The 15,287-nt window shown below is 42.9% G+C and carries 17 protein-coding genes and 1 pseudogene; 12 read left to right on the top strand and 6 right to left on the bottom strand.

From position 1 onward, the window contains the following. Nucleotides 1-110 precede the first annotated feature (110 nt). The 3 genes from dusA (at nt 111) to AC0L6N_RS18690 (ending at nt 1,810) form a co-directional block, all read left to right on the top strand. A complete protein-coding gene (dusA, locus tag AC0L6N_RS18700) occupies nt 111-1,148 on the top strand; it encodes a tRNA dihydrouridine(20/20a) synthase DusA (RefSeq protein ID WP_473476750.1) in 1,038 nt (345 codons plus the stop codon). Between the two features lie 214 nt (nt 1,149-1,362). After that, nucleotides 1,363-1,641, top strand: coding sequence for a hypothetical protein (locus AC0L6N_RS18695; RefSeq protein WP_011576746.1), 279 nt, complete (start codon nt 1,363-1,365; stop codon nt 1,639-1,641). Between the two features lie 10 nt (nt 1,642-1,651). Next, the gene (locus tag AC0L6N_RS18690) at nt 1,652-1,810 is read left to right on the top strand and encodes a hypothetical protein (RefSeq protein ID WP_198136254.1); all 159 of its coding nucleotides are present in this window, start codon (nt 1,652-1,654) and stop codon (nt 1,808-1,810) included. 20 nt (nt 1,811-1,830) lie between these two features. Here the strand turns inward: AC0L6N_RS18690 and AC0L6N_RS18685 are convergent, their stop codons facing one another. From AC0L6N_RS18685 to AC0L6N_RS18665, 5 genes are read right to left on the bottom strand one after another with little or no spacing between them, the layout of a single operon-like run. After that, nucleotides 1,831-2,889 (bottom strand): acyltransferase family protein, encoded by a 1,059-nt coding sequence (locus tag AC0L6N_RS18685; protein WP_473476747.1) that lies wholly within the window; start codon nt 2,887-2,889, stop codon nt 1,831-1,833. A 6-nt stretch (nt 2,890-2,895) separates the two neighbouring features. Continuing rightward, on the bottom strand, nt 2,896-3,552 hold the full coding sequence (locus AC0L6N_RS18680; RefSeq protein ID WP_473476744.1) for an acyltransferase: 657 nt from the start codon (nt 3,550-3,552) through the stop codon (nt 2,896-2,898). Nucleotides 3,553-3,599: 47 nt separating this feature from the next. Continuing rightward, nucleotides 3,600-4,943, bottom strand: coding sequence for an ANL family adenylate-forming protein (locus AC0L6N_RS18675; RefSeq protein WP_473476742.1), 1,344 nt, complete (start codon nt 4,941-4,943; stop codon nt 3,600-3,602). Then, a complete protein-coding gene (locus AC0L6N_RS18670; RefSeq protein ID WP_473476741.1) occupies nt 4,940-5,635 on the bottom strand; it encodes an SDR family NAD(P)-dependent oxidoreductase in 696 nt (231 codons plus the stop codon). Before AC0L6N_RS18670 ends, AC0L6N_RS18675 begins: the two co-directional genes overlap by 4 nt. 4 nt (nt 5,636-5,639) lie before the next feature. After that, nucleotides 5,640-5,933: a hypothetical protein gene (locus tag AC0L6N_RS18665; protein WP_473476739.1), complete on the bottom strand. Its 294-nt coding sequence runs from the start codon at nt 5,931-5,933 to the stop codon at nt 5,640-5,642. A gap of 349 nt (nt 5,934-6,282) precedes the next feature. Here AC0L6N_RS18665 and pspA point away from each other — a divergent pair, with 349 nt between their 5' ends. The 9 genes and pseudogenes from pspA to AC0L6N_RS18620 all read left to right on the top strand — a co-directional run bounded on the left by pspA (nt 6,283) and on the right by AC0L6N_RS18620 (nt 14,315). Continuing rightward, on the top strand, nt 6,283-6,942 hold the full coding sequence (pspA, locus tag AC0L6N_RS18660; protein WP_473476736.1) for a phage shock protein PspA: 660 nt from the start codon (nt 6,283-6,285) through the stop codon (nt 6,940-6,942). Nucleotides 6,943-7,017: 75 nt separating this feature from the next. Then, nucleotides 7,018-7,152: pseudogene (locus tag AC0L6N_RS18655) on the top strand (PspC domain-containing protein); the annotation flags it as partial. Next, the gene (locus AC0L6N_RS18650) at nt 7,104-7,562 is read left to right on the top strand and encodes a hypothetical protein (protein ID WP_473476734.1); all 459 of its coding nucleotides are present in this window, start codon (nt 7,104-7,106) and stop codon (nt 7,560-7,562) included. The pseudogene AC0L6N_RS18655 and the gene AC0L6N_RS18650, both read left to right, overlap by 49 nt. 115 nt (nt 7,563-7,677) lie before the next feature. After that, a complete protein-coding gene (locus AC0L6N_RS18645) occupies nt 7,678-8,121 on the top strand; it encodes a copper chaperone PCu(A)C (RefSeq protein WP_473476733.1) in 444 nt (147 codons plus the stop codon). Nucleotides 8,122-8,130: 9 nt separating this feature from the next. Further along, on the top strand, nt 8,131-9,117 hold the full coding sequence (locus AC0L6N_RS18640; protein ID WP_011576737.1) for a DUF2333 family protein: 987 nt from the start codon (nt 8,131-8,133) through the stop codon (nt 9,115-9,117). Nucleotides 9,118-9,120: 3 nt separating this feature from the next. Then, nucleotides 9,121-9,879, top strand: a complete 759-nt coding sequence (locus AC0L6N_RS18635; RefSeq protein WP_473476730.1) for a TIGR04219 family outer membrane beta-barrel protein — start codon at nt 9,121-9,123, stop codon at nt 9,877-9,879. A 131-nt stretch (nt 9,880-10,010) separates the two neighbouring features. Continuing rightward, complete coding sequence (locus AC0L6N_RS18630) at nt 10,011-11,843, top strand: assimilatory sulfite reductase (NADPH) flavoprotein subunit (protein ID WP_473476728.1); 1,833 nt, start codon at nt 10,011-10,013, stop codon at nt 11,841-11,843. Continuing rightward, entirely contained in the window at nt 11,843-13,552 is a 1,710-nt protein-coding gene (cysI, locus tag AC0L6N_RS18625; protein ID WP_473476725.1) for an assimilatory sulfite reductase (NADPH) hemoprotein subunit, read from the top strand. Before AC0L6N_RS18630 ends, cysI begins: the two co-directional genes overlap by 1 nt. Then, nucleotides 13,545-14,315: a phosphoadenylyl-sulfate reductase gene (locus AC0L6N_RS18620; protein ID WP_011576733.1), complete on the top strand. Its 771-nt coding sequence runs from the start codon at nt 13,545-13,547 to the stop codon at nt 14,313-14,315. Before cysI ends, AC0L6N_RS18620 begins: the two co-directional genes overlap by 8 nt. Here the strand turns inward: AC0L6N_RS18620 and AC0L6N_RS18615 are convergent. Beyond that, nucleotides 14,312-15,211 (bottom strand): TIGR03899 family protein, encoded by a 900-nt coding sequence (locus tag AC0L6N_RS18615; RefSeq protein ID WP_473476723.1) that lies wholly within the window; start codon nt 15,209-15,211, stop codon nt 14,312-14,314. The genes AC0L6N_RS18620 and AC0L6N_RS18615 overlap by 4 nt on opposite strands. Nucleotides 15,212-15,287: the final 76 nt, after the last annotated feature.

Here is a 15,287-nt window from a genome sequence, read left to right as displayed (position 1 = left end):
CACTAATGCTATAATTCGCTGCTTATTTATGCTCTCAGTCTCGAAGGGGCATATTGATAATTACCAGTGGCTGGTTGTTATTAAAAAATTTTAACTATCAAAGGTTTTCAGTGAATAATCCGTCTGTACCCCTCAACCGCACCATCTCCGTCGCGCCAATGCTCGATTGGACCGATAAGCATTGTCGATATTTTTTGCGTCAAATTTCCAAACATTCCCTGCTATATACAGAGATGGTTACCACGGGGGCTATTATCTTCGGTAAAGGGGATTACCTTGCTTTTAACGACGCTGAGCACCCTGTTGCACTGCAGTTAGGCGGGTCTGATCCGGTGGATATGGCGCGTTGTGCCGTCCTAGCCCAAGAGCGGGGCTATGACGAAGTCAATATTAATGTTGGTTGCCCATCTGATAGAGTACAAAATGGGCGTTTCGGCGCATGCTTGATGGCAGAACCCGAAACCGTAGCGGCTTGTATTCAGGCGATGCAAAAAGAAGTCGATATCCCTGTTACGGTGAAATCCCGTATTGGAATTGATGATATGGACGAATACAAAGACTTAACCGATTTTATTCAGATTGTTGCTGATGCTGGGTGCGACATATTCACGGTGCATGCTCGTAAAGCTTGGTTGAAAGGTCTCAGCCCAAAAGAGAATCGTGATATTCCTCCTTTGATGTATGACCGCGTTTATGCGCTAAAAGAAGAGTTTCCACAGTTAAACCTGAGTCTCAATGGTGGAGTGAAAACGCTGGATGATGCAGCCATGCATCTAGAGAAGCTTGACGGTGTAATGATAGGGCGTGAGGTCTACAGTAATCCTTATATTCTGGCTGACGTGGACAAGCTTTTTTATCAAGATGACCGCCCAGTACCAAGCCGAGAAGAGATAGTACACGCTATGCTGCCTTATGTTGAAGCTCAGATGGCAAGTGGTGCGCGAGCATGGAATATAGCTCGTCATATGTTGGGTTTATTTCAAGGTCAACCTGGGGGGCGTATTTGGCGACGTTATTTGAGCCAGCATGGCACTGGGCAAAGTAAGAATGGTTTGCAGGTCGGCCCAGAACTACTTATTAACGCATTGGCAGCGGTTGAAGAAGCGCGCGCCACCGCTAAAGCGTATCAAGATAGTAGGGTTAGCTAATTTAACCATTTAAGTGGTGGTTTTTACTAACCTGTTGCATTTTTAACCTATTTTGATTTTCATGATCACATTGACTTTTAAATTAATCTTTATAAATCAATTTCTTATAAAATATTTTGCACTTGGCACAACTCTCGCAATATTTCACTCGACTTAACTAAAGTGTTCAAAAAAAATCAAAACACTTAATAATTTAACGAAAAGAGGAAATATTATGTTTACTAAATCAACTATCGCAGCGATCGCCTTAACGTCTACCTTTGCATTTAGCTCACATGCATCAGCAGCCGAAGTGAACTTAGAGCAATTTGTTAGCGGCATGATGGTGAAAACCATAGAGACAACTAAAACTGAACTTCAGTATGGTATTCAAGAAGCAGTACTGACAGCTAGCAACATGTTTAGTATTAATAGTAATGAGCCTGTATATGCAAGCAAAGTCACTATTACTGATTTAAATGTAGATGAAGAAGATAAAAACCAAGCAGAATAAGGAGATGATTATGTTCGACCATAACACTCTTATCACGCTCTTGTTTGCACCAGTTGTCGCGTACATCGCGGGTGCTATTTTGTTTTCCGTCATCGTATCGTTGCAGGAAAACGTAGGTACACCTTCTAACCTTAATAGCTCAAGCATAAACAGCGGTCACTCTTTGTAGTATTGATCGCTGTAGAGATTTTAAGGTTTAGCCAGCTTTGGCACAAACTGCGTTATTTTTTCCCATCCCCACTTTTTAATCGAGTCCACTTTTATCCATTTGTGTAGTAATTCAGACAGCCAAGATAGCCCGATGTACATGATAAGAACAATACACAATCGTTTTGGCCAACCACTGGGAAATACGAGCCGGACAATAGGTTCAAGAACGAAGTAAAGCGGCATATGACCTATAAAAACAATAATGGTATTACGCGAGAAGAATCGCACTATCCGACCGGCCTTAATACGACTGAATACAGCAATACTAAATAAGGTATTGGCTAGATATACGACTGAGACGATGCTTGAAGTGGTTAACGCGTTGATGAGCTGAGAGCTAATTTCAATACTTTTAAAAGGGAAACGATTCGAAACATCGAAATTATTTAGGGTAATAGCCCAAACTATGAGAAATCCCGCCCAACCTAAAACCCTTAACATCAATCCACTAGAACTAGAATGATCCTTCTGCTGGCACATGTACATCCCTAGCAAAAATAGTGTCAACCAGTTTGGTAACGACATGTAAGCAATAAAAATAGAATTATCGTTAATGAAGTAACTACGAAATACAATTTCGAAAATCATGCTTAAAAAAAGCACTATCGGAGTAATCTTAATATGACGAAAAACAAACACCCAGAGAAGGATTATGTGTAAATAAGTGCCAATGAACCATGTTGTAGGATTTGCAGGAAAGAAATTAAATACGACATTTATCCCGAAAAAGAGAGGAGCGTAATTACTTTCCGCTATATCTTGTATAGCAAAAAAGCTTACCATACTGATGAACATCGCGATAATGCCTCCCCAAAAGAACATAGGAAAGATTCTGTTATAACTCACTTGATAGTGTGTACTACTCGCTTTGCCTAACCCCCACCCCATAATAAAAACAAACATGGCCACACCTAATTGTTTTGGGTAGACAGGTTGCGTAAATTGATTAAACGGGTCGCCAAAAAAATGTCCAAATACAATTAAAAACATGCCTACTGCTTTCATCCAGTCTACAAAATCGCTACGTATTTTATCCATTTGTAATCACACCTCAGGTTGAGACTTCAGAATTTCATCGCTTACCTTTACTTTGGTGGTTGTTTTATTCGCGCTTGGCTCAAAGCTCTTAACGAATCTTGCAGGATTGCCTGCAACAATAATATTTGCTTTTACATTGGTATTAACGACAGCACCGGCGGCTACCAAAGAGCCTCTGCCTATATTGGCAAGTATAATGGCGCCTTCGCCTACCCAAACATTTTCTGAGATTTCGATTCGATTGATGTTGTCTTTCGAAAATGGCATCCATTCACCATTTTCCTCGTTACGCTGGTGTTGGGTGTTTCCGCTTAACAAACTGGCATGACTGCCGATTAAGCAGTTCTTTTTTAAATATGCAGAGCCTATTGAACAATAAATTCCAGTATAGACATTGTCTTCTACGATGGTGCCTCGGTGAGCGAAAATAGTGCCAAAACCAATGTGACTATTAAGAGAACATTTTTCTAAGGTCAGTGAATAGAATGCTCTTCGTAAAAATACGCCTGGCAGTCCGGGAAATATTGAAACGATGTGCGTCCAAAACGCAAAAACGGCTTCAGAACGCTGGCTTAATTTGGTTTCTAACCAGCAAGTGATAGCCAGAGGTAAAACAATAAGTTGGCAAATACGGTTTATAATTAATTTGATAGTGCTATACATGGTCAATATCCTTGTTGGGTCGTAATATCGTCATTGAATATCAATTATTACGATCGTTTACGCATCCTTTTAAAGCGTGCATTGTGAGTATAGTTATCAATTAAAGTTATTTTTCTAGGGATTTTGTATTGCTGTAAGCTAGCAGAGCAATATTTACGCATTCTGACTTTAAATTCTGATAATGTTTCTTCCGTGCTCAGCTTCACCTCGATAGCGACGAGCATTCCTGTTATCGCGTGAGGAATAGAATACACTGCTGCATCTTCCACGCCGTCCATTTCTAAAACGACACTTTCGACTTCGGCGGGATAGACCTTCTCACCGCCTACGTTAATGATTTCACTCTGCCTGCCTAATATTTTTATCCACTCACCATCTTGCTCAACTTGGTCGCCAGTGTCTAAAAAGCCCTCTTCATCAAAAGGCGAGGGGGCATTAAGGTAGCCTAGCATGGCGGATTCTGATTTTATCCAAAGGCGCCCGTCTAGGATTTTGGTCTCAAATTCAGCACCGCCCACTTTGACCCACAGGGATTTCGAATCTCGAGATTTAGAGCGCAGAATACCGACTTCGGACAGACCATAGGTTTGCAGTAGCTTCGTCTCAGGAAATCTTGCGGTAATTGCTGCGAGTGTACTATCAGGCATGGTTTCAGTGCCGTAAGTAATCAGTTTAAGTGAGCTAAGGTCAGCGTCATCTGCCGCGCCAGAGAGCAACAATAAATTAATAAAGGTAGGCGAAGTAGGCAACACTTCCACTTGATGAGTATCGATGGCTTCACACACGGATTCTGGGGTTCGTTTAGCAGGCACAACTGCCGTACCGCCATTTGCCAAGGTATAAAGTAACGTATTCACCCCTCCAATATGATCAAATTGCAAAAAGGCCAGTGTGCGCATCATTTTCCGCGGTACGGTAAACTTATTGAGGAGCTGTGATAAATCGTGAAATATTGCTTTGCTTTTTCCGGTTGAGCCTGAGGAGAATAATACCAAACCGGGTTGATTTCTTTTGTGCAGAACCTGGTATAACTCGTGGTTTGGTTGATTATTGGTTCTAACTAACGTAACAGGGCCATTGCCGAGGATGATATCGTACTGGTTTTGAGCAATATCACAGAAGGTATCAAAATGGGCCTTTGAGTCATTCGATAGCGGCACAATAATATTGCGATTATGCGTCAATGCCAAAAACAGAGAAATACTATCAGCGCTATAGTCCGACTTGATACTAACGACCGCTCCGGGCTGTATTTGTTCTTCTTTTATCCACTTGAGCCAAGCATGATATTTGGTTAGTAACTCTGCATATGTAATAACATTGCTGCCAACTGCGACGGCTTGTTGGTTTTCGAGTTCTGCCATTTTGTCCAATAAAAATTGTACTGTCATGATATCCCTCCTAGATAAATTATCTGACCTGTAATCATTTTACTCTGTGGCTTGATGAAAAAGTCGATTAAGTTGAGTACATCTTCCGGCTGCGCCATTTTCTGTATCGCTTGTTGCTTGACTAAGCGTGCTATTTTTTCTTCACCCACGCCGCGTATTAAGTCTGTGGCTATTGGCGAAGGTCCGATTGCGTTGCAGGTTATATTGAAGCAGCTTAGCTCTTTGGCGAGTACACGTGTTAAGGATTCCACCGCACTTTTAGACGCAGCATAAGCCGCTTCCCCCTCTAGGTTCATCGGCACTGCGACGGTACTCATATTGACGATACGAGGGTTTGCTGATTTTCTGAGTAGACGGATTGCTTTTTGGCAGCACATAAAAGTACCCGCATAATTCACGTCTATGGTCTCGCGCATATTTTTAACAGGAGTCAGGGCGAACGCGTTCATTCGTGCGACTCCCGCGTTATTAATTAACACGTCGATGTACTTAATCGACTTTCTTATTTGAATAAATAAGTTGCTGACGTCTTCTTCCCTCGAAACATCCGCTTTAAAGTGATGATAATTCTTGTGTGAAAAAGTGCTCTCACCACGAGCGCATCCAAATACGATATTCCCTTGCGCTAATAAATGTTCAACCATTGATAACCCAAGGCCACGACTCGCACCAGTAACAAGTATGTGTTGCATCGGGTTATTTCCCTGATAAAAGTTTGTCGATATGATCAACGAGAGAACTGACGTTTTTAAAAGGACTATTGGCGGCCGACATGGCGCGTTCGTCACTTAAAGACACTTGAATATCTTGGTCGAGCAACATGTCTTCTATATCGATGAGCAATGCGACTAGCCCCATAGAGTCTAGGTGACCTTGCTTACCGAAAAGAGCTGTGTCGGGAGATATGGGGACTTGCGCGTCGTCTTCGCGAGATTGATTTGTGAGTTCAAGTGCTGCAAAAACGAGAGATTGAATTTCGTCGTGGGTCATATGCTTATTCCTTAGCGTAAAGATAGCCATCGAACAAATGTGGTCAATAAATAACCAAGTACAGTCATCATACGCGCAGAAAATATCAATCTGCAAACTCTAAATAGCCCTCTTTTAGAAAAATAACGAGTTTCACAATCGTTAATCTCACTAACTCATTGGTCAAAATAACCACTTGTTATCAAAGGTAGGATCCTACTCGATTGTTACAAGAATAAATAAGCTATAAATTTCATAAGGTTAAGTCTTATTCTTCATGTGGCACAACACTTGTAACAGGCTAGTAAATAGATAACGGTTGGTTGCATAACATGTACAACCAATAAACCTAACCAAGTGGAGATTTATCATGGGTTTACTTTCAAGAATGTCAGATATCGTGCAATCAAACATTAATGCATTATTGGATAAGGCAGAAGATCCGGAAAAAATGATTAAGCACCTCATTTTAGAGATGCAGGATACATTAGTTGAGGTACGTTCCGTGGCCGCGACGGTGTTGGCTGATAAGAAGCAGATTGAGCGTCGTATCAGTAAACTTGAAATTGAAAGTGCGAATTGGCAGAACAAAGCGCAGATCGCTTTACAAAAAGAGCGTGAAGATCTTGCCCGAGCAGCGCTAGGTGAAAAACAGCGAGTAGATCAGGCTTTAGATAGTCTGCACGAACAACTAAACGAAGTTCAAGAGTCTATTAATAAACTACAAAGTGATAGTAGCCAGTTAAATGACAAGCTAAGTGAAGCTAAAGCGAAACAAAAAACGTTACTGATAAGACAACGTACTCAAAGTTCACGCTTAAAGCTAAGACATTCAGATGCATATAACAAAGTCGACACCGCTATCGTGAAGTTTGATCAATACGAGCGCCGTATCGATGACCTAGAAGCGCAAGTTGATGCCTTTGACTTGGTCAGTGAAACAAAAAGCCTGAATGCTGAATTAGCCGAATTAGAAGCAAGCGAAGAAATAGAAAAACAGCTTGCTGAGCTGCGAAAAAAAGTCGCATAAGCACAGAGAACCGATTGAGTAGTTAGAGGTGTAAGCAGAAACGGAAAGTTGCTCACCTCAAATTTGGAGAATGACATGAGAGATTACATAAATATAAACAGGCTTCACAGAGATGCATTGCACGCTAAAATTTCAGGTGTATGCGCAGGATTAGCAAAACATTGGGATCAGCCGCGCTGGGCAATACGTATTGCAGCAATTTTGAGCCTGTTGTTGTTACCGGTTCCCACAGCCGTTGCATATGGTATGGCAGTACTTTTATTGCCTACACGCCCATGAATGTACTCAAGAACCTAGCGCTGGCAGTGTTAATTGCTATCTTGATAACTTACAGCCTTGGATATGCAGCGTCAGATTTGCTCGATATTCGTCTGCAACTCGACAGTGATTTTGTAGAGCCGGTAACGTCGTTAATTTTGTTAGTGATTGTGGGGGTTGTATTAGTGATGATTGGATTTGCTGTTGCGCTCAGTGTTGTTGCAGCTATTGGCTTCACCGTATTTGCTATATTGGGCGCACTGATATTTGCAGGTTTGAGTAGTATCTGGCCAATATTGCTAGGTGCAATCATCATAATATGGTTGCTAAAAGATAAAAAAAGCAACGATAGTTATTCGTGATTCTCGGTTAATCTTTCCCGTGTAAACGTGGGACATGGACGCCCATCTACTGGAATGGGTAGCATCTTGTTGAAATTTACTGAATAATTCTGTTTTCACTTAAACGGAAGAGTAGATGCCAGTGAATATAGTAAAATTAACGGCTATGGTTCTGATTTTTTTAGCGAATGCTGCCTTTGCCGAAGTAGAAATTTCTGATGCCACGATAAGATTGTTACCGCCGAGCGTACCTAATACATCTGCTTATTTTACCGTATCCAATACCAGTGACCAGGATATATCTTTAGTCGGTGGTTCAGCCGAGATTGCTAAAAAAATAGAACTGCATAATCACATTATGCAAGGTGAAGTCATGCGTATGGAGAAACAAGATGCTGTTATTATTCCTGCCGGAAGAACAGTTAAGTTTGCGCCCGGAGGCCTACACATGATGCTCTTCGGCTTGAAGCAGCCTTTGAAAAAAGAGCAAATCGTACCCTTAGCGTTAATCACAAATGACGGTCAGCAGATCAATTTTAACGCAGTTGTCGTATCACCCAATCAACATCGTCATCACTAGGAGGTGAGCATGCAAAAGTACCTAACCCCAAAATGGTTGCTGAGTATTGCAGCAATACTGTTTTTAATTTTTTGGCTCATTGCGATTTATTGGAGCTTTGAACCTGCCACGTTTGATCCTAAGCAAACCGCTCAAGAATACGCCCAGCAACATAACGAAAAACTAGTCCCCGGATATACCTTGACGACTAGCTTGATTACCGTAACAGAGACCCTGTTGAATAAATCTGGTGGATACTTGTCCAATGATGTTATGCCGCCAGGATTGTTTATGGACAACATGCCAAGTTGGGAGTTTGGCGCGTTAGAGATGACGCGAGACTTGGCTTTATCCATGCGTAAAGATATTAGCCGCTCTCAATCACAATCTAGCGAAAATCCATTTTTGACCGATGCACAGCCAAAACTAAATATTGATCACCGCAGTTGGCTTTTACCTTCTGCTGAATCTCAATATCAAGATGCTATCGATAAGCTGTATCAGTACCGCGCAAGTTTATCTACTAGCCGCCAGGGTACGGCACAATTTTATGCGCGCGCTGATAACTTGCGTGATTGGGTAAAACAAGTTGAAAAAAGACTAGGCAACTTGTCACAAAAATTAAGTGTCAGCGTAGGGCAGGACAGGCTTGATACAAGCTTTGCGGGTGACAGTAGTGCAGGAGCTATCCCTGCTGAAGAACTGCGTGAGCAAACAAGCTGGTTTCAGTTAGACAACAATTTCTATGAGGCGCGCGGCGCAAGTTGGGCATTAATTCATTTTTTAAAAGCGGTTGAAGTTGATTTCGCAGATGTATTAGACAAGAAGAATGCGCGAGTCAGCGTCCAGCAGATTATTCGTGAGCTTGAATCTACCCAAGAGTCTATTTTCAGCCCCATGATCTTAAATGGCAGTGGCTTTGGCATGCTAGCAAATCACTCGTTAGTGATGGCGAACTATATTTCCCGCGCGAATGCTGCTCTAATTGAACTTTCAGAACTACTAAATCAAGGATAACGAATGAACAAATCACTCTGTGCTGGTGCACTGGTATTGGCCTTTTCAAGTTTTTCGAGCCAAGCCGACACTCTTTTAGGCGTATATGCGGGAGCGCAAGCATGGGATATGGAGACAACCGGTGGGTTTTCTGATAGCAATAATAACGTTGATTTTAATTTTGAAGATGAAACCAAGGGCAGCTTTTATGTTGCGCTTGAGCACCCAGTGCCATTCGTACCAAATATTAAATTACAACGTACAGGGCTAGATACCAATGGGGAAACCGTGCTGTCCTCTAGCATGACCTACGGTTCAGAGTTGTTTTCAGCGAACACCACGGTCAATACTTCACTTGATTTAATCAGCACTGATTATATTGCTTATTATGAGTTGTTTGATAATGACCTAATAAGTTTTGACTTAGGTATCAACGCTAAGCATGTTGACGGCGATATTTATGTAGAAGAACAAGGTGATGCAACACAGAATGCCTCACAAGACTTCTCTGGATTTGTGCCAATGCTTTATTCTCGCGTTGCTGTAGGTGTACCATTTACAGGGTTGGGTGCATATGTAGAAGGGAGTTTTTTAGCGTTCGACGATAACACCATTTCAGATTATCAAGCGGCGATCACTTACGGTTTGCTCGATAATATCGCTATTGACGCTACAGTACAGCTTGGCTATCGCGAGTTAAAGATGGAATTAGATGACTTAGACGGTATTTATACCGACTTTGAATTCAGTGGCGCGTTTGTTGGCGTTGAAGTGCATTTTTAAACTATTTTGGCTGTAGCGATTTGTTGACTTTTCGCTCAGTCCATTAAGTAATAAAAAATTAGTATTTATTCTTTCCGGTTATGAAGATAGATCGCTAACCTAGTGCCATAGCATTCGAGGTTAGCGATATTATGTCATCAAATACACAGCAAAATTTAGGTTCTACTACCGCATTAAGTGATACCCAATGGGCGCAGCTTAATCAATTGACGCCGTCACTCACACCATCTCAGTTAGGTTGGTTAAGTGGTTATCTGGCTGGGCTAGCTCAGACTCAGGTCGGTGCAACGATCCCTCAAGCAAACCCAGCAGTTGGCGAGGCAGCGGGTGCGGATAAATTCATTACCATTCTTTACGGCTCTCAAACGGGTAACGCTAAGGCATTGGCCCAAGGCTACAAAGCCAAGCTCGATGCAGCAGGCATTGCAGCCAAGTTGGTCAATATGGCTGACTACAAAGCGAAACAACTGAAGAATGAATCACATGTCGTGGTCATTGTTAGCACCCATGGTGAAGGGGATGCGCCAGATGATGCCATTGAGTTGCATGATTTTCTTTCAAGTAAAAAAGCCCCTAAATTACCAAATTTGAGCTTCTCAGTTTTAGGCCTAGGAGACAGCAGCTATGAATTTTTCTGCCAGACCGCCAAAGACTTTGACAAAAAGCTTGATGAATTAGGTGCCAAGCGTATTGCCGACCGCGTTGACTGTGATGTGGATTACGATGACGCTGCGCAAGCCTGGGGTGAACAAGTTTTAAATAAAGTTCAAGATGAGCTGAAAGCTAAAAGCAATTCACATGTGGTAGCCATGCCTCATGTTGGTAAGCCCAGCCTGTCAGTGGCCACGGCTCAGTATTCTAAGAAAAACCCTTTTACAGCGAGTTTGTTAGAAAGCCAAAAAGTAACTGGCCGTGATTCAGTCAAAGACATCAGGCACATTGAAATTTCACTTGAAGACTCAGGCATTCAATATCGCCCAGGTGATGCATTAGGTGTTTGGTTCAAAAATGACCCTAGCATGGTAGACGAGTTACTTAGCTTGCTTGGCGTTGAAGGTGAGGCGGAAGTTGCCTTAAGCGGTGAAGCTATTGTCCTGCGTGATGCACTGATTGAAAAGCGTGAGTTAACCCAGAGCTATCCGTCATTTGTGACCGCGTATGCTGAGATTGCGAATAATCCTGAATTGAATGCCTTACTCGAAGACAAAGCAGGCTTACGGGCTTTCCTAGGCGAACGTCAAATTATTGATATTGTGCGCCAATATCCAGCAAAAGTAGATGCTCAAGCGTTAGTTGATATGCTGCGGGGTATGACTCCGCGTCTCTATTCTATTGCTTCGAGCCAAGCTGAAGTAGAAGACGAGGTGCATTTAACAGTGGCATTAGTTGAATACGATGCACATGGCCAGATTCATCAAGGCGGCGCGTCAAGTTACCTCGCTCAACGCTTAGAAGAAGGCGGTGAAGTACAAGTTTTTGTTGAAAAGAATGACAACTTCCGTTTGCCTGAAAGTTCAGATACCCCTGTCATCATGGTTGGGCCAGGCACCGGCATAGCCCCTTTTAGAGCATTTATGCAAGAACGTGAGGCGCAAGAAGCTGAGGGTAAAAACTGGTTGTTCTTTGGCAACCCAAATTACACCCAAGACTTTTTATATCAAACAGAGTGGCAGCGTTTCGTAAAAGACGGCGTGCTCAGTAAAGTCAGCTTGGCGTTTTCACGCGATCAAGAAGATAAAATATATGTTCAGCATCGATTATTAGAGCAAGGCGCAGAAGTATTTGCATGGCTTGAACAGGGTGCGCATTTTTATGTGTGCGGTGATGCGAATCATATGGCTAAAGACGTGCATGCCGCACTGGTCGAAATCGTACAAAAGCACGGTGCTAAGAGTGCTGAAGCTGCCGAAGAATATTTAACTGCATTGCGCAGAGCAAAACGTTATCAGAAGGACGTTTATTAATGACGACAGACAATAAATTCGTTGTAGAGGGCAAGCTTGCCGACAACGAACGCCTTAAAGGCGAAAGCAATTTTTTACGTGGCACTATTGCTGAAGATTTAAAAGATGATTTAACCGGTGCATTTGTGGGTGACAATTTCCAGTTAATTCGTTTTCACGGTATGTATCAACAAGACGATCGTGACTTGCGCGCCGAACGCGCTAAGCAAAAGCTTGAGCCATTACAAAATGTCATGTTACGTGCGCGTTTGCCTGGAGGCATTATTAAGCCTCAGCAATGGTTAGCAATTGATAAATTCGCCGAAGAAAAATCACTGTACGGCAGTATTCGTTTAACGACGCGCCAAACATTTCAATTTCACGGTGTACTTAAACCCAATATCAAATTGATGCATCAAACGCTTAACCAAGTCGGTATTGATTCAATTGCCACTGCTGGTGATGTTAATCGAAATGTGTTGTGTACCTCGAATCCTATTGAGTCGGCAGTGCATCAAGAAGCCTATGAATGGGCCACTAAAATCAGTGAACATTTACTGCCTAAAACGCGTGCTTACGCGGAAATATGGCTTGATGGCGAGAAAAAAGAAACCACAGATCATGAACCGATTTTGGGCGCCAACTACTTGCCGCGTAAATTTAAGACAACGGTGGCCATTCCCCCTTTAAACGATGTGGATGTGCACGCTAACGATCTTAACTTTATTGCCATTTCTAAAGACGGAAAGTTAGTCGGGTTTAATGTGTTAGTCGGTGGTGGTCTTGCTATGACCCACGGCGACCACGCTACATTCCCCCGTAAGGCAAGCGACTTTGGTTTTATTAAAGTGGAAGACACCTTAGCGATTGCTGAAGCCGTTGTCAGCACGCAGCGTGACTGGGGTAACCGAGTTAACCGTAAAAACGCAAAAACCAAATATACCCTTGAACGAGTAGGGGTAGAAAACTTTAAAGCCGAGGTCGAAAAGCGTTCAGGCGTAACGTTTGGTGAAAGTCAGGCATATGAGTTTACTGAGCGTGGAGACCGCATTGGTTGGGTTGAAGGTATTGACGGTAAGCATCATTTAACCCTATTTATTGAAAATGGCCGAATTTTAGATTACCCAGGTAAGCCTTTGAAAACAGGCTGTGCTGAAATCGCCAAGATACACGATGGTGATTTCCGTTTAACCGCTAATCAAAACCTAATTGTGGCGGGCGTCAGCGAACAAAACAAAGCGAAAGTGGAAGAAATAGCCAGAGCTCATGGTTTGATCGAAGATGATTTGTCAGCTCAGCGCAAAGATTCCATGGCTTGCGTTGCTTTGCCTACTTGTCCTTTGGCAATGGCAGAGGCTGAGCGCTATTTGCCTGAAGCCGTTACTCAGTTAGAGGGCATATTAGCGAAACACGAAATTGCGCAAAAGAGCATAATTTACCGCGTTACTGGCTGCCCGAATGGTTGTGGACGTTCCATGCTGGCTGAAATCGGTTTAGTGGGTAAAGGGCCGGGCAAATACAATTTGCACTTAGGCGGAAACCGTCAGGGCACAAGAATTCCGAAAATGTACAAAGAGAACATCGGTGAGCAGCAAATCATGGACGAGCTAGATGTATTGATCGGCCAGTGGGCAAAAGAAGCTCAAAGTGATGAATCATTTGGTGACTTTGTTATTCGCACAGGTGTTATCGCAGAAGTGGTGAATTCCGCTGAGGATTTTTATGCGTAATGTAACGTTGCAGTCGTCGCAAAATGCCGAGCCAAACGACGGTACACCTAAGATTTTAACGCAGGTTTCGTTAGAAGAGCTGAACCAGCAGTTGGAAGCGAAAAGTGCGGTTCAGCGCGTGACCTGGGCACTGGAAAATCTGGAGCCAACTTTTATGTTGTCTTCAAGTTTCGGTGCTCAAGCTGCAGTAATGTTACATATGTTGACTCAGCAATTCCCTGATATTCCAGTGGTATTGACGGATACAGGCTACCTATTTCCTGAAACCTATCAATTTATTGATGAGCTAACTGAGCGTTTGAACCTCAACCTGCAAGTGTACCGAGCGCCTATGTCAGGCGCGTGGCAAGAAGCACGCTTTGGCAAATTGTGGGAAAACGGTGCCGACGGCATTGAGCAGTACAATAAGCTGAATAAAGTGCAACCCATGCAGCAAGCGCTTGCTGAGTTAGATGTAAAAACGTGGTTCGCAGGGTTGCGCCGCAGTCAGTCGGAAATGCGTGAATCGCTATCAATATTGCAAAAGTTGACGCGACAAGTGAAAGTCTATCCTATCCTGGATTGGAGTAATAAAGATGTTCACTATTACTTAAAAGAGCATGACATGCCCTACCATCCGTTATGGGAACAGGGCTATGTTTCGATCGGCGATTGGCACACTACACGCTCCTTGCAAGAAGGAATGGACGAGAAAGATACTCGCTTCTTTGGCTTGAAACGTGAGTGCGGCCTACATGAATTTGGTGATGGTGATGGTATTTAGTCGACGACAAATGCGTTGAGCAAAATATGTTTCAACGCTTCTATATAGTTTGCTTGCTTGTTAACTCCCACCAAAGTAAAAAGTTCCGCCCCTGAGGTGGTAAACTTATAATACTTTAAAGTGGTACCAGGTTTTCTTGCGCTCAATTGGAAAACTTGGCCATTACTCCTCCATTCCACCACTGAATTAACTGGCCATTCACCTGATTCTATTTCAGTTTGGTGTATCAGCCCTAAATCCATCAAAGAGAGCAAATCGGGATAGCTAAGGCCAAAGGTCGCAAGATTGAGTTGTTGCTCTTTGCGCAACCTAAACATAGCGAGTATGGAAGGCTGCTGATAAAACCCTGTGAGTAATTTAGGTGTTGTGTCACCTTTTCGTCTGCTCGACAAAGCGACTGCGCGGCGAAATGTCTGGGCATCTTTTTGTGTTAATTGTTTTAGAATGAGCAGTGTGCGAAGCGAGAAACTGCCTGGGCGGTTTGTTTCTACTGCAAAAATTTTCCCCCATAATTCCTGCATGGCCGGCGAATGTATTTCCTCTGCCATATTGGCAAAGTTATAAAACCAATCGGGGTCGAGACGCTCATTCTCCCCTTCCTCAATACAGTATTTTAGCGCCTTTTCGAGCACACTTTCTATATTACTTAGCTTACGTTGGGCTGCTATTTTCTGCCGCCTTTGTACTCTGGTTTCTATGCTATTAGCACGCATACCTTGATAAGGCAGTGATACACCAATTTGTGCAAACCATTGTGTCATCCGTGCTGCAGTGCCCTTAACATCTTGAGGCCCCTTGTCTGGGGTCTCAGCGTTAGGGCTCACCTGAGTCGAGGGCTTACTTTTGACCTTTTTAATAGGCGCCGGGGACGGTGTATGTTGGTTGTCTATTTTCATAGGGTATTTATACAAATATCTTATCTAGTAAATATTATTTACCATAGTATGCTTGTTCCTAGTAGCATGGCGTCTG

It is taken from the genome of Paraglaciecola sp. G1-13, from assembly GCF_055809255.1.
This window is presented reverse-complemented; position numbering and strand designations above follow the sequence as displayed.

Excerpts from the sequence above, each read along its gene's own strand:
- AC0L6N_RS18670 (WP_473476741.1), bottom strand. The coding sequence starts at position 5,635 with ATGCAACACATACTTGTTACTGGTGCGAGTCGTGGCCTTGGGTTATCA.
- AC0L6N_RS18695 (WP_011576746.1), top strand. The coding sequence starts at position 1,363 with ATGTTTACTAAATCAACTATCGCAGCGATCGCCTTAACGTCTACCTTT.
- AC0L6N_RS18615 (WP_473476723.1), bottom strand. The coding sequence starts at position 15,211 with ATGAAAATAGACAACCAACATACACCGTCCCCGGCGCCTATTAAAAAG.
- AC0L6N_RS18640 (WP_011576737.1), top strand. The coding sequence starts at position 8,131 with ATGCAAAAGTACCTAACCCCAAAATGGTTGCTGAGTATTGCAGCAATA.
- AC0L6N_RS18685 (WP_473476747.1), bottom strand. The coding sequence starts at position 2,889 with ATGGATAAAATACGTAGCGATTTTGTAGACTGGATGAAAGCAGTAGGC.
- AC0L6N_RS18645 (WP_473476733.1), top strand. The coding sequence starts at position 7,678 with ATGCCAGTGAATATAGTAAAATTAACGGCTATGGTTCTGATTTTTTTA.
- AC0L6N_RS18630 (WP_473476728.1), top strand. The coding sequence starts at position 10,011 with ATGTCATCAAATACACAGCAAAATTTAGGTTCTACTACCGCATTAAGT.
- AC0L6N_RS18690 (WP_198136254.1), top strand. The coding sequence starts at position 1,652 with ATGTTCGACCATAACACTCTTATCACGCTCTTGTTTGCACCAGTTGTC.
- pspA (WP_473476736.1), top strand. The coding sequence starts at position 6,283 with ATGGGTTTACTTTCAAGAATGTCAGATATCGTGCAATCAAACATTAAT.
- AC0L6N_RS18620 (WP_011576733.1), top strand. The coding sequence starts at position 13,545 with ATGCGTAATGTAACGTTGCAGTCGTCGCAAAATGCCGAGCCAAACGAC.
- AC0L6N_RS18675 (WP_473476742.1), bottom strand. The coding sequence starts at position 4,943 with ATGACAGTACAATTTTTATTGGACAAAATGGCAGAACTCGAAAACCAA.
- AC0L6N_RS18680 (WP_473476744.1), bottom strand. The coding sequence starts at position 3,552 with ATGTATAGCACTATCAAATTAATTATAAACCGTATTTGCCAACTTATT.
- AC0L6N_RS18635 (WP_473476730.1), top strand. The coding sequence starts at position 9,121 with ATGAACAAATCACTCTGTGCTGGTGCACTGGTATTGGCCTTTTCAAGT.
- AC0L6N_RS18665 (WP_473476739.1), bottom strand. The coding sequence starts at position 5,933 with ATGACCCACGACGAAATTCAATCTCTCGTTTTTGCAGCACTTGAACTC.
- cysI (WP_473476725.1), top strand. The coding sequence starts at position 11,843 with ATGACGACAGACAATAAATTCGTTGTAGAGGGCAAGCTTGCCGACAAC.